Origin of the sequence: Herbiconiux oxytropis (assembly GCF_024979315.1) — a bacterium.
In the GTDB taxonomy this organism is placed as follows: domain Bacteria; phylum Actinomycetota; class Actinomycetes; order Actinomycetales; family Microbacteriaceae; genus Herbiconiux; species Herbiconiux oxytropis.
This window is the reverse complement of the sequence record NZ_JANLCK010000019.1, coordinates 11,827-32,386: the sequence shown is the minus strand read 5'-3', so window position 1 is coordinate 32,386 and position 20,560 is coordinate 11,827. Positions and strand designations below refer to the sequence as shown.

Annotated in this window: 21 protein-coding genes; 6 read left to right on the top strand and 15 right to left on the bottom strand. The window is 70.9% G+C overall.

What is annotated here, in order from left to right:
- Positions 1-70 precede the first annotated feature (70 nt).
- The 7 genes from N1028_RS19295 to N1028_RS19265 all read right to left on the bottom strand — a co-directional run bounded on the left by N1028_RS19295 (position 71) and on the right by N1028_RS19265 (position 8,292).
- Entirely contained in the window at positions 71-2,245 is a 2,175-nt protein-coding gene (locus N1028_RS19295) for a PfkB family carbohydrate kinase (protein ID WP_259531158.1), read from the bottom strand.
- Positions 2,242-3,057 (bottom strand): ATP-binding cassette domain-containing protein, encoded by an 816-nt coding sequence (locus N1028_RS19290; RefSeq protein ID WP_259531157.1) that lies wholly within the window; start codon positions 3,055-3,057, stop codon positions 2,242-2,244. Before N1028_RS19290 ends, N1028_RS19295 begins: the two co-directional genes overlap by 4 nt.
- Positions 3,054-4,088: an ABC transporter permease gene (locus N1028_RS19285; protein ID WP_259531156.1), complete on the bottom strand. Its 1,035-nt coding sequence runs from the start codon at positions 4,086-4,088 to the stop codon at positions 3,054-3,056. Before N1028_RS19285 ends, N1028_RS19290 begins: the two co-directional genes overlap by 4 nt.
- A gap of 91 nt (positions 4,089-4,179) precedes the next feature.
- A complete protein-coding gene (locus N1028_RS19280; RefSeq protein WP_259531155.1) occupies positions 4,180-5,289 on the bottom strand; it encodes a substrate-binding domain-containing protein in 1,110 nt (369 codons plus the stop codon).
- A gap of 153 nt (positions 5,290-5,442) precedes the next feature.
- Positions 5,443-6,456 (bottom strand): SIS domain-containing protein, encoded by a 1,014-nt coding sequence (locus N1028_RS19275; protein ID WP_259531154.1) that lies wholly within the window; start codon positions 6,454-6,456, stop codon positions 5,443-5,445.
- Between the two features lie 409 nt (positions 6,457-6,865).
- Positions 6,866-7,354, bottom strand: coding sequence for a hypothetical protein (locus N1028_RS19270; RefSeq protein ID WP_259531153.1), 489 nt, complete (start codon positions 7,352-7,354; stop codon positions 6,866-6,868).
- A gap of 341 nt (positions 7,355-7,695) precedes the next feature.
- Entirely contained in the window at positions 7,696-8,292 is a 597-nt protein-coding gene (locus N1028_RS19265; protein WP_259531152.1) for an RNA polymerase sigma factor, read from the bottom strand.
- A 96-nt stretch (positions 8,293-8,388) separates the two neighbouring features.
- Between N1028_RS19265 and N1028_RS19260 the strand changes: the two genes are divergently transcribed.
- Positions 8,389-8,523 (top strand): winged helix-turn-helix transcriptional regulator, encoded by a 135-nt coding sequence (locus N1028_RS19260; RefSeq protein WP_259531151.1) that lies wholly within the window; start codon positions 8,389-8,391, stop codon positions 8,521-8,523.
- A 179-nt stretch (positions 8,524-8,702) separates the two neighbouring features.
- Here N1028_RS19260 and N1028_RS19255 read toward each other — a convergent pair whose 3' ends face one another.
- Positions 8,703-9,695, bottom strand: a complete 993-nt coding sequence (locus tag N1028_RS19255; protein ID WP_259531150.1) for a LacI family DNA-binding transcriptional regulator — start codon at positions 9,693-9,695, stop codon at positions 8,703-8,705.
- Positions 9,696-9,809: 114 nt separating this feature from the next.
- Between N1028_RS19255 and N1028_RS19250 the strand changes: the two genes are divergently transcribed.
- On the top strand, positions 9,810-10,541 hold the full coding sequence (locus N1028_RS19250) for an SDR family oxidoreductase (protein WP_259531149.1): 732 nt from the start codon (positions 9,810-9,812) through the stop codon (positions 10,539-10,541).
- 62 nt (positions 10,542-10,603) lie between these two features.
- On the top strand, positions 10,604-10,828 hold the full coding sequence (locus tag N1028_RS19245; RefSeq protein ID WP_259531148.1) for a DUF1653 domain-containing protein: 225 nt from the start codon (positions 10,604-10,606) through the stop codon (positions 10,826-10,828).
- On the opposite strand, the gene N1028_RS19240 is transcribed toward N1028_RS19245, so the two are convergent.
- Together N1028_RS19240 and N1028_RS19235 are read right to left on the bottom strand one after the other, a co-directional pair.
- On the bottom strand, positions 10,818-11,327 hold the full coding sequence (locus tag N1028_RS19240; RefSeq protein ID WP_259531147.1) for a hypothetical protein: 510 nt from the start codon (positions 11,325-11,327) through the stop codon (positions 10,818-10,820). The genes N1028_RS19245 and N1028_RS19240 overlap by 11 nt on opposite strands.
- 102 nt (positions 11,328-11,429) lie before the next feature.
- Entirely contained in the window at positions 11,430-11,942 is a 513-nt protein-coding gene (locus N1028_RS19235; RefSeq protein ID WP_259531146.1) for a tetratricopeptide repeat protein, read from the bottom strand.
- Between the two features lie 89 nt (positions 11,943-12,031).
- Between N1028_RS19235 and N1028_RS19230 the strand changes: the two genes are divergently transcribed.
- Together N1028_RS19230 and N1028_RS19225 are read left to right on the top strand one after the other, a co-directional pair.
- Positions 12,032-12,217, top strand: coding sequence for a hypothetical protein (locus N1028_RS19230; protein ID WP_259531145.1), 186 nt, complete (start codon positions 12,032-12,034; stop codon positions 12,215-12,217).
- Positions 12,218-12,341: 124 nt separating this feature from the next.
- A complete protein-coding gene (locus N1028_RS19225; RefSeq protein ID WP_259531144.1) occupies positions 12,342-12,626 on the top strand; it encodes a hypothetical protein in 285 nt (94 codons plus the stop codon).
- Positions 12,627-12,901: 275 nt separating this feature from the next.
- On the opposite strand, the gene N1028_RS19220 is transcribed toward N1028_RS19225, so the two are convergent.
- The 4 genes from N1028_RS19220 to gabT form a co-directional block, all read right to left on the bottom strand.
- On the bottom strand, positions 12,902-13,240 hold the full coding sequence (locus N1028_RS19220; RefSeq protein WP_259531143.1) for a tryptophan synthase subunit alpha: 339 nt from the start codon (positions 13,238-13,240) through the stop codon (positions 12,902-12,904).
- A 91-nt stretch (positions 13,241-13,331) separates the two neighbouring features.
- Positions 13,332-14,540, bottom strand: coding sequence for an acyl-CoA dehydrogenase family protein (locus N1028_RS19215; protein ID WP_259531142.1), 1,209 nt, complete (start codon positions 14,538-14,540; stop codon positions 13,332-13,334).
- Positions 14,537-16,099, bottom strand: a complete 1,563-nt coding sequence (locus N1028_RS19210; protein WP_259531141.1) for an aldehyde dehydrogenase family protein — start codon at positions 16,097-16,099, stop codon at positions 14,537-14,539. Before N1028_RS19210 ends, N1028_RS19215 begins: the two co-directional genes overlap by 4 nt.
- Entirely contained in the window at positions 16,096-17,478 is a 1,383-nt protein-coding gene (gene gabT, locus N1028_RS19205; RefSeq protein ID WP_259531140.1) for a 4-aminobutyrate--2-oxoglutarate transaminase, read from the bottom strand. The genes N1028_RS19210 and gabT overlap by 4 nt, the downstream gene beginning before the upstream one ends.
- Before the next feature lie 80 nt (positions 17,479-17,558).
- Between gabT and N1028_RS19200 the strand changes: the two genes are divergently transcribed.
- Complete coding sequence (locus N1028_RS19200) at positions 17,559-19,124, top strand: PucR family transcriptional regulator (protein ID WP_259531139.1); 1,566 nt, start codon at positions 17,559-17,561, stop codon at positions 19,122-19,124.
- Between the two features lie 170 nt (positions 19,125-19,294).
- On the opposite strand, the gene N1028_RS19195 is transcribed toward N1028_RS19200, so the two are convergent.
- Complete coding sequence (locus N1028_RS19195; RefSeq protein WP_259531138.1) at positions 19,295-20,458, bottom strand: CaiB/BaiF CoA transferase family protein; 1,164 nt, start codon at positions 20,456-20,458, stop codon at positions 19,295-19,297.
- Positions 20,459-20,560: the final 102 nt, after the last annotated feature.

Below are 20,560 nucleotides of genomic sequence, written 5' to 3'. Positions count from 1 at the left end.
GCTCCGAAGCGCGCTCGGCCTCAGTGTATTCAAGGCCACCTGGTAGTCGTCGGATGATCCGCGGATTCGTCTAGCGCTCCTTCACCCCGCACCAGTCGATCGCGACTCGGGCCATCATGCGTGCGGCGAGGGCGATGTTCGCCACGGCCACCCGCTCGTCGGCCGCGTGCGCGACCCGCACATCGCCCGGCCCGCACACGAGCGCCGGGATGCCGTAGGCCTCGTAGAAATTGGCATCCGACTGCGCCGCTGCGGTCACCGGCGCGTCGAGCGGCGGCACCGCGGGTTCGACCTCGGCGAGACTGCCGCGTGACGCCATGACCGAGCGGGCGAACTCCGACGAGGGGTCGGTGTAGGCGGGCGGCCACGTGTCGGTCCAGGTGAACTCCACCGGGTTCTCCCGCAGCCACGGATCCATCGCCGCCGCGTGGCCGATGTGCTCCTCCACCTCGGCCGCGATCTGTTCGGAGGTGTCGCCCGGCGGGAAGGAGAGCAGGTAGTCGATGCGGGCGCGATCCGGGAAGTACGGTGCCGCCTCGACGCCGATGTCGGCCCTCATCACCCCGGGGTGGATGATGAACGCCCCGGCGGGGAAGCTCGGATGCGTCTTCGTGAACGCCCACTGCTCCTCGAGCTGGCGCATGGCCGAGTAGACCTGCACGATCTTGTCGATCGCGTTCACCCCGATCTCGTCGCCGGGCCCTCCCGCGCGGATCGCGAGATTGCGCGACGCCCAGTGCGTGGAGCGGCCGCGGACGGCCACGGAGAACAGGTAGTTGCCCGCGGCGGCGTTGGCCACCCGCAGCAGATCCGGTGCCGTGGAGGTCGGCTCCGGGATGATCGCCCCGTCGACGACGTAGCCGGCTTCGAGGATCGCCGTGGTGCCGATCTCGTGACTCATCGTCTCCTCGCCGACCACCGAGTGGATGTGCAGCGCTCCTGCCAGACGCACGCCCGAACGCTCCAGCGCCCGGGCCGCCAGCCACATGGCGGCGTGACCGGCCTTCATGTCGGTGGCGCCCAGTCCGTAGAGCCAGCCGTCCTCGATCACGGCGGTCCACGGATCGTCGAACCGGCCCGCCTGAGGAGCCACCGTGTCGATGTGCCCGTTGAGAGCGAGAGAGCGGCCGCCGCCCGTGCCGGGCAGCACGGCGACGAGGTTCGGCCGGCCCTCCGCCGCCTCGACCCAGTCGATCGTGAAGCCCAGCGGCCGGAACGCCTCGGCCAGCACCTCGTTGGCGCGCTTCTCGCCGCCCGCATAGAGCGAGCCGTCGACCCCGGGCTGCAGCGGATTCACGCTTCGCACGGCTACGAGGTCGACCAGGAGCGCCGTCGCCTCGTCGGCGAACTCCTCGATCGCCGCGTCGATCCGCGCAAGCAGCTCGTCCCGGTCTCCGGAGACCCCGGCCGCGGCTGTCTTGGCGGCTTCTGACTCAGCAGGCTCCGGATGCGGCCAGCCGGCCTGATGCGTCACCGTCACGGCCGCGAACCGGGCGCCGTTCTCGAGCGCGGCCGGAACGTCTCCGCCGGTCACCCGTGCGGCGATGAATCCGGCGATGAAGCTGTCGCCGGCACCCGTGGTGTCGACCACCTCAGCGGGCGCGGCCTCCTGGCTCCAGTGCGACGATCCGTCGCTCGCGAACGCGCCGTCGGCACCCCGAGTCACCACCGCGAGCGGCACGCCTGCGGCCAGGGTCTCGGCTGCGATCGCCTCGGCGTCGGCGCCCTCCCCGGCCGAGAGGAAGGCGACGTCGAGATCGGCGAGGCCCGCCGCCACGGCGCAGTCCTGGCTGATCACGCCGTGCGCTCCCGCAGCGAGCTCGGCCCGCAGCGTGCCGGCGCCGGGCAGCATCCCGATGTGCACCCACGCCGCCCCGGCGAGCGTCTGCACGGTGTCGGCCGAGGGGTGGTAGTCGGCCGTCACGCCGAAGTCCTCCCGCTCGAACACCCGGTCGCCGTCCTCGGTCACCCGGATGATCGTGACGGCCGTCTCGCCCGGCAGCACCTCGAGTCCGTCGAGAGCGATGCCGTTCTGCACGAGGCCGCGCTCGATGATGCGCGCGTCCGCATCCGCCGCGACCGCGCCGAAGTAGCGCACCGGCACTCCGGCGCGGGCGAGCTGCACGGCCACGTTGAAGGCGTTGCCGCCGGAGTACTCCACGGCCTCGTCGCCGAGGTAGCGATCGACGGTGTTGTCGCCGACGACGGCGACCCAGAGGGACTGCAGGGGTTCAAGGGTGCTCATGCGGTCTGGGCTCCTGTCATGATGGCGACGGCCTCGGTCATCGAGTGCGACTGCGGCGTGATCGTGGCCGCGCGCTTGCCGAGCCGCTGGATGTGGATGCGGTCGGCCACCTCGAACACCTGCGGCATGTTGTGGCTGATGATGATCACCGGGATGCCGCGCTCGCGCAGGGCCTTCACGAGCTCCAGCACCTGGTTCGACTCGCGCACGCCGAGGGCGGCGGTGGGCTCGTCGAGCACCACCACCTTCGAGCCGAAGGCCGCGGCGCGGGCCACGGCGACCGCCTGGCGCTGACCGCCCGAGAGGTTCTCCACCGGCACCGTGACATCCTGCAGCGTCGAGATGCCGAGCTCGGCGAGCTCCCGGCCCGCCTTCGCCCGCATGCCCTTGGTGTCGAGCATCCGGAACACCGAGCCCAGGATGCCGCGCTTGCGCTCCTCGCGGCCGAGGAAGAGGTTCGAGGCCACGTCGAGCGCGGGCGACACGGCGAGGGTCTGGTAGACGGTCTCGATGCCGGCCGCTCTGGCATCCTGCGGCCGCTTGAAGCTGACGGGCCGGCCGTCGAGCAGCAGCTCGCCGGTGTCGGGGACCTCGGCGCCGGTGAGGCACTTGACGAGGGTCGACTTGCCGGCGCCGTTGTCGCCGATGATGGCGAGCACCTCGCCGGGGTAGAGCTTCAGGCCGACCCCGTCGAGCCCCACGACGCGGCCGTAGGTCTTGACCAGGCGGCGCGCCTCGAGGATCGGGGCGCGGGTGTCGACGTCGTGGGCGGATGCGGATGCGGACGCGGATCGGGATGCGGGTGCGGTCATGAGCGGGCCTTCCTGATCCACTGGTCGAGAGCGACGGCGACGATGATGAGCACGCCCACCGCGAGCGTCTGGTAGAGCACGTCGAGCCCCGCGAGAGCGAGCCCGTTGCGGAAGACGCCGACGATGAGCGCCCCGAGCAGAGTGCCCCACACGGCGCCCCGCCCGCCGAAGAGGCTCGTGCCGCCGATCACCACGGCCGTGATGGAGTCGAGGTTGAGGTCGACCCCGGAGTTCGGGCTGGCCGCGTTGGTCCGGCCGATCTGGATCCAGGCGGCGACGGCGATGATGGCGCCGGCCGCGAGGTACACCGACACGAGCACGCGGTTGACGCTGATGCCCGCCAGCCGCGCGGCCTCCTTGTCGTCGCCGACGGCGTAGACGTGGCGGCCCCACGCGGTGCGGTTGAGCGCGTAGGCCATGATCAGGTAGAGGAGCACCATGATCAGCACGCCCGCGGTGAGGCTGATGCCTCCGATGCTGAAGGTGACCCCCGTGAAGGTCAGCAGCGGCGGGATCTCGGAGCCGCGCACGGTGGTGCCGCCCGTGTAGAGCAGCGTCACCGCGGTGAAGATGCTCAGCGTGCCGAGAGTCACGATGAACGGCGGCAGCTTCAGGCGCGTGACGAGCAGGCCGTTCAGGCCGCCGGCTGCGAGGCCGACCACGAGCCCGAGCAGCAGGCAGAGCACGGGTGGCACTCCGGTGCTCGCGGCGGTCTGGGCCATCACCATGGCCGAGAGGATCATGATCGCACCCACCGACAGGTCGATGCCGGCGGTGAGGATGACGAGCGTCTGGGCGATGGCCAGCGTGCCCACCACGGCCACCTGCTGCGAGATCAACGAGAGGTTCTCCGGGCGCAGGAACCGGTCGTTCAGCAGGCCGAAGACGATCACCGCCACGAGCAGCACGAGGGCGGGGCTGATGGCGGGGTGCCGGTGCAGGATGCCCCGGATGCGGGTGAGGGGCGTCGTTCGGTCGAGGAACTCCTCAGCCAGGTCGAGAGAACCCGTCTTCGGTGCGGTGTCGGTCACAGTGCTACTCCTGGTCGAGAGGGAAGGTGGGGGCGGCTCGACCGGCCGAGCCGCCCCTGGTGCGTTCCGCGCGGGGCGGGCCGCATCGTGCTCAGAAGCAGACCTCCTGGCCTTCGGCGACGTCGATGCTCGGCACATCGGGCATCGGCTCGTTCGTGATCAGCTGCACGCCGGTGTTGAAGAAGTCCTCCCCGTCTTCGGGAGCGGGAGCGGTGCCGGTGGTGACGAGGTCGTAGATCGCCTGCACGCCGAGCTCGGCCATCTTCAGAGGGTACTGCTGCGCTGTCGCCTGCAGGATCCCGTCCTCGACGTACTGGGCTCCGTCGCACGAGCCGTCGATCGACACCGTGATGAGGCCTTCGGTCTTGCCCGCGGCCTCCATCGCCTGGTAGCCGCCGTAGGAGGCCGGCTCGTTGATGCCGTAGATCACGTTGATGTCGGGGTTCTCGCTGAGCAGGGTCTCGGTGGCGGTGCGGCCGCCCTCCTCGGTGCCCTGGGTGGCGAGGTTGCCGACGATCGTGTACTCGCCGCCCTTCCCGCCGGTGTAGGTGCCGGTGGGAGCCTCGTCGCCGTTCACGGCGGGATCGCCGAGGTCGATGCCCAGGCCGTCGAGGAAGCCCTGGTCGCGGTCGTAGTCGACGGTGAGCACCTTGTCGTCGAAGAGGTCCAGGAGCGCGATCACGGCGTCGCCGCCGTCGAGCTTCTCGGCCGTCCACTGGCCCACCAGCTGACCGGCGAGGAAGTTGTCGGTGGCGAAGGTGATGTCGACCGAGTCGACCGGATCCGGGACGGTGTCGAGGGCGATCACGTAGAGGCCGGCCTCGCGTGCCTTCTGGATGGCGTCGAACACGGTGGGGCCGTTGGGTGTGATCAGGATGCCCTGGTCGCCGCGGGAGATGGCGTTCTCGATCGCCTGGATCTGGGTGTCCTCGTCGCCATCGACCTTGCCGGCGGCCACGGTGAGGTCGACGCCGAGCTCGTCGGCTGCGGCGGTGGCGCCGTCGGCCATCTCCTGGAAGTACGAGGTGCCCTGGGTCTTGATGATGAGCGTCACCGCGACGTCGTCTCCGGAGGCCGACGTCGAGGGGGCGTCGTCGCCGCTCGACGAGCAGCCGGCGAGGGCGAAGAGCGCGAGTCCGGCCGTGGCGGCGGTGGCCAGGCGCAGGCGCTTGGCCGCTGGGGTGCTGAGTGTCGTGATCATGTGGGTGTCCTAACCCGGCGGCGGGAGCCGCGCGATGGGATTCGATCGGTGGATGGTGACGTGCAGGTGGTGCTTTCGGTTCGGTGCGGGTGCCGCGCGGTGGAGCTGGCCGGGCGGGGGCGGAGGTCGCGGCACCTCCGCCCCCGGAGGGGTTCAGTAGTCGAGGCGGCGGTAGTACCGGCGGGTGGTGAGCGGGTGGTCGCGCACGACTTCGAGGTGGGCGCTGTAGCGCTCGAGCACCGTGGCGAGCACGATGTGCGAGATCAGTGCGCGCACCCGGGGGCTGATGCCTGGCAGGTCGAAGGAGGCGGAGTCGATCACCGTGAGCTCCTCGGTGATCGAGGGCACGAAGGCCTCGACGCGGTCGGCGAGCGCACGCGTGGCATCCTCGCCCTTCAGCAGCACCACGCTCACGCCCTGCTCCACGAGCTCCAGGGTTCCATGGAAGAAGTCGGAGGCGTGCACGGGTCGGGTGCGCACCCACTGCATCTCCTCGAGGATGCAGGTGGCGAAGTACCAGGCCTCGGTCCAGGCCTCGCCCGCCCCCGTGAAGATGTGGTAGCCGACGTCCTTCGTGGCGACCGCCAGGGCCTCGGCCCGCTCCTCGAACGACCGCTTCGCCTCGATCAGCAGGGTGGGCAGCAGTGCCAGCTCGGCGATCACGGTGTCGTAGTCGGGCAGCTCGCCTCGGCGACGCACGATCGAGAGCGCGAACTCGAGCGACTGCAGGTAGAACGATTCCGAGGAGGTGTCGTCGGCGGCAAAGTTGGTGAAGTTGTGGTCGGCGGCCTTGGCCACGGGGCTGTCGGCGTAGCCGGTGAGCGTGATGGTGACGGCACCCTTTCCGCGGGCGTACTCGACCACCTGCACGGCCTCCTTCGTGGTGCCCGAGAGCGAGGGCACGACCACGATGGAGCCTTCGCCGAGGTTCGTCGAACCCACGGCCATGAGCTCGGCGGCGTTATCGAGGTGGGCCGGGAAGTCGGAGTGGCGGGAGATGAGCTGGACGGCGGGCTGCATGAGCACACCGGCGCCGCCGGCGCCGAGGAAGAAGACGTTCTTCGCGCCCTGATCGAGCAGCGTGCCGACGAGGTCGTCGAGCGGGCCCGACAGCGCCACCGCGCCGGACTGGATTCTGGTGAAGCGGGCTTCGTCGAAATTGAGCATTAGGAGCCTTCTGATTGCAGTTGTCTGATGACTGGTGTTGTCATCGGACATAACAATGATGTCTCCGGATGATGTCTGTCAAGAGGTGGGCGCGGGTTTTACGTGCGCGACACATTCGACGGAGTTGCTCGTGGGGTCCGTGGGGTGTGCATGATCCGTTCGAGTCATAGTCCCCTCGCCCGCTTCGCGGTCTCCCGCCAGGCCCGATGCCGATGACTCGAACGGATCATGCACACCCCACGGCCTGCTTACGTTCTGGGGCTGACGCGCTCTCGGGAGGTCGTCCACTTGACAGAAGTTGTGCGCGGATGGGCGCAGTTACTGTCAAGTCGCGGGTGGCCTGAGCGGCAGCTTCCGCCAGGTGGCCATGCGGCGCTCCGGTCGGGCGGTGCGGGGGAGCGCGACTGGGTCAGGCGGGGCAGCGTTCCGAGGGCATGGTCTTCACACTCACGTTCTCGATGGGCAGGACGTCCTCGTGAGCGATCTGGATCCTGCTCACCTCGTCGTCGATCAGCGCGAAGATGATCCAACCGCCCGTACCATCCGTTATCCCGTAGTAGGGGTAGTCGTCACTCTGGTAGGTCCCGGTCAGCTCGATATCCGGATACGCCGTGAGTAGTTCATCCTTGGTCGAACCGATGCCGATGCCCTCGGCGGTAGTCGGGGTGGTCGCCCGATCATCCGCACTCCTTGATCCGCCGTTTCCGAAGGTGATGGCCGCGGTGACGGGTTGATCGGGTCCGCTCACGAAGCGGAGTGCGAATCCACTCGGCGCGCGGAGGTCGAGGTATCCCGCCACGCACAGCGGGTCTGTGATGTCCTCGAAGACCGGAAGCAGCTGCCGCTGGTCCTCCAGTGGGGAGCCGAGCTGAACAGGACCGACTCCGTCGAAGCCCACGATCCAGGTGCTCGGGTCGGTGTTGTCCACCTGAGGCGCCGGCGCTGCCGACGGTGTCGGAGTGCTGGTCGGTGTCGGAGATGGGGTCGGCGTCGGTGGTGGAGGAGACGAAGACGCGGTCGGTGCAGAGGTGTTCGCGATGGGCGGAGTCGGAACGGAGTTCGGCAGGCCCGTGACGATGATCGCTGCGGCCATCGCTGCGACACCCGTGAGCAGCGCGATGCTCCCCAGGATCGTCGCCCATTGACGCGGAGACCGCGACCTCCGGGTGCTCGTACGGGCATGCTGCACGATCGTCCGGCGCATCGAGGTGGACAGCTGCGGGTCCAGATCCTGTCCGGTCATCGAGCACCTCCAGTGTGTGCGGTTTCGCTGTCGAGTGTGGCCAGTACGTCACGTGCTAGACGCTGTTTCGCTCGGGAGAGTCGGGACTTCACTGTTCCCAATGGGACGGAGAGTACCGTTGCGGCGTCGGCCGTCGAGAGCTGCTGGACGAGGCAGAGCGTGATGATGTCCTGGTCCCGCTTCGACAAGCGTGCGAAGGCGTCGCGCACGCGCACCGTCATCACGTGGGTGTCGAGTCGATCAGCGACCTCGTCGGCGGGGTCCGCGCCGTGCTCGGGCTCCCGCATCTGTTCGAGAAGTGTCCCGTACCGGCGACGAGAGCGGTCGAGATTCCGGGCGAGGTAGTTGGCCGTGACGAGGAGCCAACCGATGACGGAGCCATCGACCACGCGGACGGATTCGCGTCGTCTCCATGCTTCGAGGAAGGTTGCGGCGGTGACGTCTTCGGCGTCATGGATCGTGGGTGACATCCGTTGCGCCTGATGGAAGACGCGGTTGCGGTGCAGGTCGAAGATGACGCCGAAGGACTCGGGATCTCCTGCTCGGGCGGAGTCCCATCTGGCGGCTTCGTCGTCAGTGGTAGTGGTGGTCACGTTAAGAGAATGTCGCGACTCGTCGATCGGTTCCATTCCGGGGGATCGCGATGTCCGTGAGGTGGTGAGAGGGCCCGTCAAGCGTTCAGTGGCCTGGTGGATCGCGAGGTCATAGCCACCACCCCCGTGAGCGTGCGGTATCAGCTGACCGCGCGAGGTGTGGACCTGCTTCGATCGCTGCGGCCGATGGCCGTTTACGCGCAGCGATGGGAGCCCCCCACCGAGTCGTGAGGGGCTGCAGCTTCGCGAGCGGATCCTGCACACCCGGCGGCCGTTCTGTCAGGTCGCTGACGCGGGCCCGGGAACTCCTCCACCTGACAGTAGTTGCGCCCAAAACCGCCGACTTGGCACATCTTGTGTCAAGTCACGCCGGATGAGCGCAGCTACTGTCAAGTCGCTGGGGTCATCGCTCAGTCCGTCGAGCGACGGAAGACGACCTCGGACGCCACGACCGCACGGGTCGCCAGCAACGTCGAGCGATCGGGATGGGCCGCGGCGGCGATCGCGAGGTCGGCGAGCTGCTGCACGGGCTGACGCACCGACGTGAGCTCCAGCACCTGGGCCATGAGTGTGTCGTCGAATCCCGAGACGGCGATCCGCCGCCCGGCCAGGCGGGCCCGCACGTGCTCCAGCACCCCGACCGCGATGAGGTCGTTTGCGCACACCACCCCGTCGGTCTCGGGCCAGCGAGAGAGCAACGTCTCGGCGGCAGCTCGTCCCGATTGCGGCGACGTGCCCCCCGTGACGGAACGGAGCGGCCCCCCGGCGAACCGCTCCGACATCGCCTGAGCGAACGCGACCTCGCGCTCCCGCGACGTCGCGATGCGAGGGTCCTGCCCGATGAATGCCAGGTGCCGGCGCCCGGTCGCGATCATCCTTTCCACGAGTGCCTTCACCGGGGCCTCCTGGTCGACGCGCACGAACGGGATCCCCTCGTCGATCACGCGGTCGATCTGCAGCACCGGCACGGTCGTCGCAGCTGAGATGAGCCCTTCACGACTCGCCTCGAGGTCGACCGGGGAGACGAGCAGGGCGTCGACACGCCGGTCGAGGAGGGTGTTCATCGCCGCGGTCTCGACCTCGGGGTCGTTGCCGGTGTCGGCGATGAGGATGCTGAGCCCGCGGGATCGTGCCGCATGCTCGAGGGCCTGCACGAGCGCGGGGAAGAACGGATTGGTGAGATCGGGCACGACGAGACCGAAGGTCCCGGTTCGCTGGGTGCGGAGCGACCGGCCGACGGTGTCGGCGCGGTAGCCGAGCTCCGACGCGGAGTCCTGCGCCCGTCTGACGAGTTCGGGCAGCACCGCGCGGGAGCCCGTGAGGGCGCGGGAGACCGTGGAGATCGACAGTCCGGCGTGTGCCGCGACCTCCCGGATCGTGACGCGGTGCGGGGCCTGATCCATGGCACCTCCTTGCGCTCAGTATGCCCTGCGCGTAGGTTCGGACGCGAAGCCGGAAAACGTTTGCCGAGCCTATCAGTCGTCCCGGGGTCCATCCCGAAGAACAGGAGCACCATCATGTCCGCAGAGACCCGCAGCTTGTCCGGCACCGTCGTGGCCATCACGGGGGCGAGCTCCGGGATCGGCCGCGAGGTCGCCCGCCAGCTCGTGGCCGAAGGTGCTCGAGTGGCTCTGACTGCACGTCGTCAAGAGCGCCTCGTCGAGCTCGAGGCCGAGCTCGGCCGCGATTCCGTGGTGTGGGTGGCCGGCGACATCTCCGACCCCGCCACGAGCAACGCCCTCGTGCAGGCGGCCACGGAGACGTTCGGCTCGCTCGACTCGCTGGTCGCGTCTGCGGGCATCGGCGCCTACGGCGGAGTGCTCGACGGCAGCGACGACGACATGCGGCAGATGATCGACACCAACTTCACGGGCACGGTGTGGAGCGTGCGCGCCGCCGTCTCCGCCATGCTCGAGACCGGGGGCGACATCGTGATCGTGAGCTCGGTCGCGGGCCTTCGCGGCGGCGCCGACGAGGCCGTCTACGCAGGCACGAAGGGCGCCCAGGTGATCTTCGCCGGCGCGATCGATCGTGAGCTGCGCGACTCCGGCATCCGGGTCACGACCGTGTGCCCCGCGGCTGTGAGCACCGAGTTCGCCATCGGGCGCGGTCGCACCGAGGGCGATGCGTGGCTCGACGACGTGCTGATGCCGGCCGACGTCGCGCTGTCGATCGTGCAGGCGCTGCAGCAGCCGCGCCGCGTGCGCACCTCGCAGATCGCGATGTGGAGTGCGGCCCAGGGCAGCTGACCGGTCGTCGACGTCGCCCCTTGCGCTGGCCGGCGTGGAAGCAGCGCGTCTAGGCTCGCAGAGTGAGCGCGCAGCAGAACCCGGAGCCCGGTGTGTACGAGCACTTCAAGGGGAGCCGCTACGAGGTGGTGGGGGTCGCCCGCGACAGCGAGACCGAGGAGCCCGTGGTCGTGTATCGACCGCTGTACGGGGAGCGGGGGCTGTGGGTGCGGCCGCTCGCGATGTTCGTGGAGCACGTGGAACGGGACGGCTACAGCGGGCCGCGGTTCGTGCGCGTCAGCGGGTGAGGGCCACGACGACCAGGTAGGCGGTGGCGCTCGCGAGGAGCGTTCCGGCCGTGAGCTGGAGGTAGGGGTTGGCCGCCAGGCGGCGCCAGCCCGGTTCGAGCTCGGGGCGGAAGAAGCGGCCACGGCCGTTGCGGGGTGCTTCGGCTGGAGCACTCGGCTGCGCGGAGCGGTAACGCGGGTGGGTGTGTGCATGAGGGTCGGATGCCGGCGGTGGGGCGGGCTCGGACGCCTGCGGCCGAGCCGGCTCGGGCTGGCGAATCGGCAGGCGTTCGGGCGGGGGAAGTCGAGTCGCCTGGGGGGCGGCCGGGCGCTGCGGCGCCGTCGGCCGGACCTGCGCAGGCGGCCCCGCGCGCGGTCGACGGGCCGTGAGGTCGATGTCCCAGAGGAAATCGTCGAACTGCTCGTCAGCGGTGGATGCAGCCGTCGGGCCGGCAGCGGACGCGGCAGTGGCGGTGGGGGTGGCCGGGGCGTTCGAGTCGTCTGTGTGTCCGCGTCCCATGAATGCCCTGCCGTCGCCGTCTGGTGATGTCTTCCGAGCCTAGGCAGGGGCATCCGCTCGGCCCATGGGGAGAACTCCCCATGTGTCGTCAGAACCGCGCGATCAGAGTTCCGTGGCGTAGGCGGTCAGAGAACGACGATAGCGAGGGAGGTGCGCGGCCAGCGCCGTGAGCGTGAGGGCCGCGGCCTCGCGCTCGCGGCCGGCGTGCACGAGGGCCAGGGCGAGGAATCCGGTGACCGCGTCGTCGAGTTCGTCGGAGGCGGCCGCGCGTTCGGCGCTGAGGAGCTCGATGCTCTCGTCGACGTGACCGAGGGCACGTAGCGAGCTCGCGAGCTGGATCGTGGCCTGACGACGCTGCGATGCGTCGAGGGCGGTGGCGCGCTCGCCGGAACCGGCGACTTCGGCGGTGCGCGAGAGAGCCTCGCGATAGAGGGGAACGGCTCGGTCGGTGCCGCCCGTCGAGTCGTAGGCACCCGCGAGCTCGAACGCACCGACCGCCGAGCCCGCCGGGAGCTCGGCCACGAGCTGTCGCATGGCCTCCACGAACGCCTCGGGCTCGAATTCGTCGAAGCGCTCCCACAGTGCGTCGGCGCGGGCCTGCCAGTCGTCGTCCATGCCTCCATCCTGCCTCAGCGGATGCTGGACAAGCCCGTGCGCCCGGCGTGGCACCGCCCGATGTCGGTGGTGCCGCGCACAATGGGCGCATGAACATCTTTGACACGTGTGAACGATGCGACGGGTCGGGCGCCGACCCTCGCCAGTCCTTCTTCGACGACGTCGTCGACCTCTGCGGCGACTGCTCCGGAGACGGCGTGCTTCCCTCCGACCGCCGACACGACGCCCAGCGCGACCAGCGCCACGACGAGCTCGCCGGCAGCCGCGCTGCCTAGACCTCCTTTCATGCGAACGCACGATTCGAACGTGCTGTCCACATGAAACGAACTGGTAACGAAATCCGACGGGGGATGCGCTGCATCCGCTCTCGGAGGACGATTCTGGGAGGAAGGTGTACCGATGGGCCGACAGAACTATCGCCGGGCGAGCCCCGCGCCTGTTCCCGTGGGCCTCACGGAGCCCGGCTCCGATCCGTATGCCGCCTACCTCGACTGGATCGCCCGCGGCCGCCCGTCCATGGCCGGCGGTGACGCCGTGCGCCCCGAGGCGTCGACGGTGCTTCTGACGGAACACGTGCAGATGCAGGTGCACGAGCTCGCCGGAGGCTCTGAGTTCGGCGGCCCCATCGCCGCATCGAAGCCGAGCGCTTGGCAAAGACTCGTCGGCGCCTTCCGCCGCTCCTGAACGGGCGGGCACACGCCCGCACGGCTTAAGCCACGAGATCCGCCGCCCTGCCCGAAGGCCGGTGCGACGGATCCCGTCGAAGAACTCTGTGTGCCGGCGCTAGACCGCCTGCGCCAGGGAGAACCGCACCGAGCCGCCCTCGTCGACCTGCGCGTCGAGCACCTTGTCGGCGAGGTTGGTGACGACGACTGCGGCGTTTTCGGTGAGGGTGAGCATGAGCTCTCCTTTCCGGGTAGCGATCAGAAGTCATCCACCCTCGCCGCTGCGGCCAGAGGTCACAACCCCGGGTGCGGGAGCTTTGCGACAACTCCCAGAGAATCGTCGCCGATCACGCGCCACACCGTGCGGGTGAGCGCCGGATGCTCGAGCGCGATCTGGCGGAGCACCCGGTAGTTGCGCGCGGCGTTGGGCCGCTGGCCGCCGTTCTCGTTGATGGTGTCGGCCCGCAGCAGGTAGACGACGAGCTCGTCGACGGTCGGCAGCTCCTCCATGAACTCCCACGGATCCTCGCCCGCGAGCAGCCGCTCGTGCACGATCGTGTCGAGCTCGTCGGCCGCTTCGGCGCGCAGCACCTCGAGGCTCGCGCGCCCGCGGGGAAGATGCTCGTGGTTCACGCAACGAGCCTAAACGCGAGGGCCCCGGGGTGCGACTCGAGCGTTGCTCAGCCGAGCATCGGCCGTCGGTTCACGGCAGCTCGAGCACTGCTCAGCGGAACGCGGGCATCCCCGTGACGGCGTCGCCGATCACGAGCAGGTGCACCTCGTCGGTGCCCTCGTAGGTGCGCACGCTCTCGAGGTTCGCGGCGTGCCGCATGGGCGAGAACTCGGTGGTGATGCCGTTGCCGCCGAGGATCGTGCGCGCCGTCTGGGCGATGCGGATGGCCTCGCGGCAGTTGTTGAGCTTGCCGAGCGAGATCTGGTGGGGCTTCAGCGACCCCTGCTCCTTGAGTCGTCCGAGACGGAGCGCGAGCAGCTGCCCCTTGGTGAGCTCGAGCGCCATCTCGGCGAGCTTCTGCTGCGTGAGCTGGAAGCTCGCGAGCGACCGCGAGAACACCGTGCGGTCGCGGGCATAGTCGAGGGCCGTGAGGTAGGAGTCGCGGGCGGCGCCGAGCACTCCCCACGAGATGCCGTAGCGGGCCTCGTTGAGGCACTCGAACGGGCCGCGGAGCCCGCGGGCACCGGGCAGCAGCGCGTCGGCCGGCACCCGCACCTCGTCGAGCTCGATGTCGCACTGGATCGACGCCCGCATCGAGAGCTTCGCCGGAATGGCGGTGGCCGTGAAACCCGGGGTGGAGGTCGGCACGATGAAACCGCGGATGCCCTCGTCGGTCGCCGCCCAGATGATCGCGACGTCGGCGATCGAGGCGAGCCCGATCCACCGCTTCGAGCCCGAGATCACCCAGTCGTCGCCGTCACGGCGCGCGAACGTGCTCATCGAGCCCGGATCGGAGCCCGCGGCCGGCTCGGTCAGCCCGAAGCATCCGATGGTCTCGCCCGTGGCCATGCCGGGGAGCCACCGCTGCTTCTGCTCCTCGCTGCCGTGCTTGTTGATCGCGCTCATGGCGAGCGAGCCCTGCACGCTCATGAAGGTGCGGAGCCCTGAGTCGCCCGCCTCCATCTCGAGCGCCGCGAGACCGTACTCCACCGCACCTCGCCCTGCGCATCCGTAGCCCGTGATGTGCATGCCGAGAAGGCCCAGCCGGCCCATCTCGGGCACGAGCTCGCGCGGGAAGACCGCCTCGTCGAACCAGCGGGAGATGTTCGGGCGCACCTCGGCATCGACGAAGGCGCGCACGCTGTCGCGGGTGGCGATCTCCTCCGGCGTGAGCAGGGCGTCGAGCTCGAGCAGGTCGGCCACGTCGAGGCCGGCGGCGCCGCGTGAGGGAGCGGGGGTGCTGCTGGGGGTGGTGCTCATGGGGTGGTCTCCGTTTCGAGCGCGGATGCGGGGTGGGGCAGGTGCAGGCGGCCGTCGATGCGCAGGGGGATGCTCCAGGGATTCTCACGGCTGACGAACGCCGGGATCAATCCTGCTCTCGCATTCTGCACCGTGACGGGCCGGAGGAAGCGGTCGAGCGCGCCGGCGCCGACACTCGTGGCCTCGGGGCGCGAGGTGGCGGGCCAGGGGCCGCCGTGCTGCTGGGCCCAGGTGCCGATGACTCCCGTCGGCCAGGCGTCGACCGCGACGCGGCCGACCCGGGGGATGAGGCTGCGGACGGCGGAGGCGGCGCCGGGATCGTCGCGCTCCGGATCGCCCGACGTGAACACCGAGGCCGCGAGCGAGGGCTGCAGGCGGGCGAGCGCCTCGAGGGCCTCGTCGACCGACTCGTACTCGGCGACCACGGCGACCGGGCCGAAGCACTCCTCGAGGAGCGGCGAGCCCTCGGTGAGATCGCTGATCCGCGCAGTCACGAGCGCCGGCGCGACGGTGAACCCGGACGGCGGCTCGGCGACAGGGACGTCTGCGCCGACGGTCGCCTGCAGCCTCGCGGCGGTCTCGCTGAACCGCGCGGCGATCGCCTCGGTGAGCAGCGGCGCCGGAGCGACTCCGTCGAGTACCGATCGGATGGCGGCCGCGTACCCCTGGCCGGCGGGCGCGAGCAGCAGGCCGGGCTTCGTGCAGAACTGACCGGCACCGAGGGTGTAGGAGCCCACGAATCCGGCCGCGATCTCGTCGCGTCGGCCCTCGGCCGCCGGGCTCACGAACACCGGATTGACGGTGCCCATCTCGGCGAACACGGGCACCCCGCGTCGCGCGGCCCGTTCCACGAGGGCCATGCCGCCGGCCTGGCTGCCGGTGAAGCAGACGACTGCGATGCGGGGGTCGTCGACGATCTGCAGTCCGGCGTCGAAGCCCACGACGAGTGCGTGGGCACCTTCCGGAGCTCCGGCCGCCGATAACGCCGTGCCGACGACCTCGGCGATGGCTGCACTCAGTCTGGGGTGCGCCGGATGCGCCTTCACGACCACGGGGCATCCGGCCGCCAGCGCCGAGGCGACGTCGTGCCCGAAGACACCGAAGCCGAAGGGGAAGTTGCTCGCCCCGAACACCGCGACCGGCCCGAGCGGCACGTTCCAGCGCGCGAGCGAGCCGGCCGGGGCCTCGTCGAGGCACACGTCGAGGTAGGAGCCCTCGAGGGCGACGCCGGCGTAGAAGCGGGCCTGGGCAGCCGCGCGCTCGAGCTCGCCGGTGAGGCGGGGGAGCCCCAGCCGGGTCTCCTCCTCGGCGATCGCCACGAGCTCGTCGGTGTGCTCGAGCACAGCGGCCGAGGCGGCCTCGATCCAGACCGAGCGCTCGGCGGGGGAGGAGGAGGCGAGCGCGGGGGCGGCCAGCGCGGCCGCTTCGAGCAGAGCGTCGACCCGGGCGGCCGGCGTGTGCGCCACCGATCCGCGGATCTCCCCCGTGGCCGGATCGTAGCTCGCCTCGGCGGCGGGCGACGCGGCGGCCGACTCGTCCTGGCGGACAGCGAGGCTCACGCGTGCGCCCCCAGGAACCGCTGCTGCGCCTCGGCGATGGCGGCGGTGAGCACCGCGAGGCCGTCGTCGAGCAGCGCATCCTCGATCACGAGGGGAGGAAGCAGTCGCACCACGTTGCCGTGGGTGCCGCAGACGAGCACGAGCACGCCCTGGGCGAGGCAGTCGGCCGCCACGGCCTGAGCGAGCTGGGGCAGCGGCTCGAGGGTCCACGGCTGGGCGAACTCCACGGCCATCATCGCGCCCCGTCCGCGCACCTCCGCCACCACCGACGCCGGCCCGGTGTGCGGTTCGAGCGCCGCCCTCACCGTCTGCTCGATGGCGAGGGCACGGCCAAGCAGGTCGCTCGCCTCGAAGGCCTGGAAGACCCCGAGGGCCGCGGCGCACGCGAGCGGGTTGCCGGCATAGGTGCCGCCGAGCCCGCCCACCGCGGGCGCATCCATGATCTCGGCCCGGCCGGTGACCGCGCTCAGCGGGAGCCCACCGGCCAGCGCCTTGGCGCTGATGACGAGGTCGGGCACGACGCCCTCGTGCTCGATCGCGAACATCCGTCCGGTGCGGCCCATACCCGCCTGGATCTCGTCGGCGACGAAGACGATGCCGTGCCGCGTGGCGAGCTCGCGGAGTCCGGCGAGGAACCGGGGTGCCGGTACGAGGAATCCGCCCTCGCCCTGGATGGGCTCGATCACGAGGGCGGCGAAGGTGTCGGGCCCGTGCTCGGCGAGCAGCCGTTCGACCTCCGCGAGCGCCTCCTCGGCCACCCGCTCCGGATCGCCGGGCCAGCGCAGGGCGACGGCGTTGGGCGCGCGCACGACGTGCTCGGGGAAGGGTCCGAAGCCGTTCTTGTAGGGCGCCGGCTTGGCGGTCATCGCCATCGTGAGGAGCGACCGGCCGTGGTACGCCTCGTCGAACACGAGCACGTTGGGGCGCCCGGTGGCCGCTCGCGCGATCTTCACGGCGTTCTCCACCGCCTCGGCGCCGGTCGAGAACAGCGCGGTGCGCTTGTCGAAGTCGCCGGGGGTGTTCTCGTTGAGCCAGCGGCACACCTTCACGAAGCCGTCGTACTCGGTGACCATGAAGCACGTGTGGGTGAAGCGCTCGAGCTGGGCGGCGACCTCGTGCTGCACGAGCGGGTTGGCCGCGCCCACGCTCGTCACGGCGATGCCCGAGGCGAGATCGAGGATGCGGTTGCCATCGACGTCCTCGATCACGGCTCCGTCTGCGCGCTCCACGAACACCGGCAGCGCGATGCCGAAACCGCTCGAGACGTGCCGGCGACGCTCGGCGTGCAGGCGCTGCGACACGGGGCCGGGGAGCTCGGTGCGAAGCAGTCGGGTCTGCGGCAGGCGCGGTGCGGTGAGGGTCTCGGATGCGGAGGACATGCCGAAACCATAAGCGCGAGCAGCCGGCAACGCGGCTGTGCAATTCGCCTGAAATGCCGTGGTCGGTGGATGATTCATCCATGACGACCGTCGACCGCTCCGAGACCGGCCCGCGGGGGATCACCCTCGAGGAGCTCATGCACCTGTTCTCCACAGAGCTGCGCCTCGCAGAGCCCGGTCGGATCGGCCGGCCCCTCGTGCGCGGCGTGCACGTCTCCGAGCTCGACGACCCGACCCCGTATCTCGAGGGCGGCGAGCTGCTGCTCACCACGGGCATCCCGCTCGCAGGTGCCGCCGACCCGCGACCCTACGTCGACCGGCTGGTCGGCCGGGGCGTCGTGGCCCTCGGTCTGGGGCTCGGCGCGGGCACCGACGCCGTCGACCCGGGCCTCGCCGAGGCCTGCAGGGCGGCCGGACTGCCTCTGTTCGTGGTGCCGCCGGGCGTGCCGTTCCAGCGCATCTCACGTGGCTACTGGGAGGTGGTGAGCCGGCTCGAGCTCGCCGACCTGTCGTCGCGGCTGCGGGTGCAGACGGCGCTCGCGCAGGCGGCGGCCGACGACGACCCCGGTCTGCTGCTCGACCGGCTCGCGCGAGGGGTGGGCGGGTGGGCGGCGTACGTCTCGTTCGATGGCGAGGTCGCCCTGGTGCGCCCGGCCGCGGCGACCGCGGAGCTCGCCGGGATCGTGGCTGGCCTCGGCCGGCTGCGGTCGCTCGGCCCGCACACGGGCGCGACCTTCCCGCAGGACGGCGACGTGGTGATCGGGCACGCGGTGATGGACGGCCGCCGCTCGGCGGGGTTCCTCGCGGTGGGGGCGGCCGACGACGAGCCGCGGCCCGATCGGCACGTGCTGCTCACCGCTGCCGCTCTGCTCGGGGTGTGCGAGGGAGCGCGCGAGCGGCGTCGGGACGCGGACGACCGGGTGGGCGCGGTCGTCACAGGTCTCGTACTGGCCGGCCGCACCGACGCGGCGCGGGCGGTCACGCGCCAGGAGGGGCTCGGCGCCCCGGCCGACGAGGTGCGGCTCTGCGTGGTGCGGGCGCCTGCTGCCGCCCTCGCCTCCCGCTCGGCGCTCGCCGCGACGATGGCGGGCCTCGAGGGCGAGGGGGTGCAGCAGCTGGCGGCGGTGCTCGCCCGCACTCCGTGGTGGCTGCGCCTTCGCGGCACGGCGGTGGCGCTCGTGCCGGCGGACCTGCCGCGCGGCGGCATCGATGCCCCCGCGCCGACCCGCGCCGACGTCAACCACGCACGCGACCTCGTCGCCTCCGCCGTGCTCGGGTCGCCCCAGGCGCTCGAGCAGGTGCCGCACGCGCTCGAGCGGATGCTGCGACTCGCCGGGTCGGTTGCGCCCGGTCGGCTGGCGTGGGAGGACGACCCGTCGGGCACCTCCCGTGCTGCGCGCTGGCGGGAGCAGCTCGTGGACGACCCCGCGGGCGAGGCGCTGCCCACCGTGGTGAGCTACCTCCGCCACCGCGGCCACTGGGAGCGCGCGGCCCGCGAGCTCGGCGTGCACCGCAACTCGGTGCGCAACCGCATCGCCGCGGTCTCCGAGCGCCTCGACCTCGACCTCGACGACGCCGACGTGGCGGCCGAGCTCTGGCTCGCCCTCCGCGCGGCAGGGCTGGCAGGCGGGCCGGCCGCGCCTTAACCCCCGAGCACCCAACGCGAGCCGCCTGGCGCCGCCGTTTCCCGTTCAGAAGCGCAAAGCTGCCGGCATCCGAGCCGCATATCGACCCGGATACCAGCAGGTTTGCCGTTCTGAACGCGACCCCGACTCGACGAGCGTTCCAGCCGCGCCGCGCCGACCTCGGCCCCCGCCTACAGGCCCTCGAGCCACTCCCGCAGCGCGCGGTCGTGCTGCCCCAGCGCCGGCGGCGCGCTCCGCGGTGCCTCAAACGGCGGCTCCCACTGCAGCGGGCTCCGCACCTGCCGCCCGGTCTCGGCACCCTGCGCGTCGACGACGCCCACCGTCGGCGAGAGCCCCAGCCGTTCCGCCAGCTCGAGCCCCTCGGCGATCGTGCGCACCCGCCCGGCGGGCACCTTCGCGGCGGTGAGCACGCCCTCCCACTCGGCCGAGGTGCGCCCGGCGAGCGCCCGCTCGAGCTCGGGCACGAGCTCCGCGCGGTGGCGCACGCGCTCAGGGTTGCTCGCGAACCGAGGGTCGGTCGCAAGATCGGGAACCCCCAGGCACGCGGTCAGCCGCGCGAACTGTCCGTCGTTGCCGCAGGCCACCGCGAGGAGCCCGTCCGAGCACCGCAGCGCCTCGTAGGGGCTGATCGACGGGTGCACGTTGCCGAGCCGGCGCGGTTCCGCGCTCGCTCCGAGCACCGCCTGCGCCTGGTTGGCGAGCGCTCCCTGCAGGCTCGAGAGGAGGTTGACCTCGATCCGGGCTCCGCGGCCCGACCGGTCGCGGGCGTAGAGGGCGGCGAGGATGCCGGCCACCGCATCCTTCGCCGTGAGCACGTCGACCACGGCGACCCCGACCTTCTGCGGGTCGCCACCATCCTCCCCCGTGATGTGCATGAGCCCGCCCATGGCCTGCACCATGAAGTCGTAGCCGAGCATCCCCGATCCGGCCGCCGAGCCGAAGCCCGAGATCGAGACGTAGACGACACGCGGATTCGCCGCCGAGACCTCTTCGTACCCCAGGCCGAAGGCGGCCATGCCGCCCGGCCGGAAGTTCTCGATCACCACGTCGGCGCGTGCCACGAGCGTGCGGGCGAGCTCGAGGTCGGCCGCGTCGGCGAGGTCGAGGGTCATCGACTCCTTGTTGCGGTTGACGCCCTCGAAGTAGGTCGATCCGGTGGCGGAGAAGGGCGGGCCCCAGGATCGCGTGTCGTCGCCCGAGGGGCTCTCGACCTTGATCACGCGGGCGCCGAGGTCGCCGAGGGTCATCGTGGCGAGCGGACCGGCGAGCACGCGGGAGAAGTCGGCGACGAGCACGCCGGCGAGCGGAGGAGGGGTGGTGCCGAGCTGGTCCATGGGGAGGTCTCCTGGGTTCGGGGTGGGGCTACTGGGAAATTTACCTCGTCGAAACACGAGGCGTTGTGCATCCGGCCACTTCATGAGAACGTTGTCGCACCA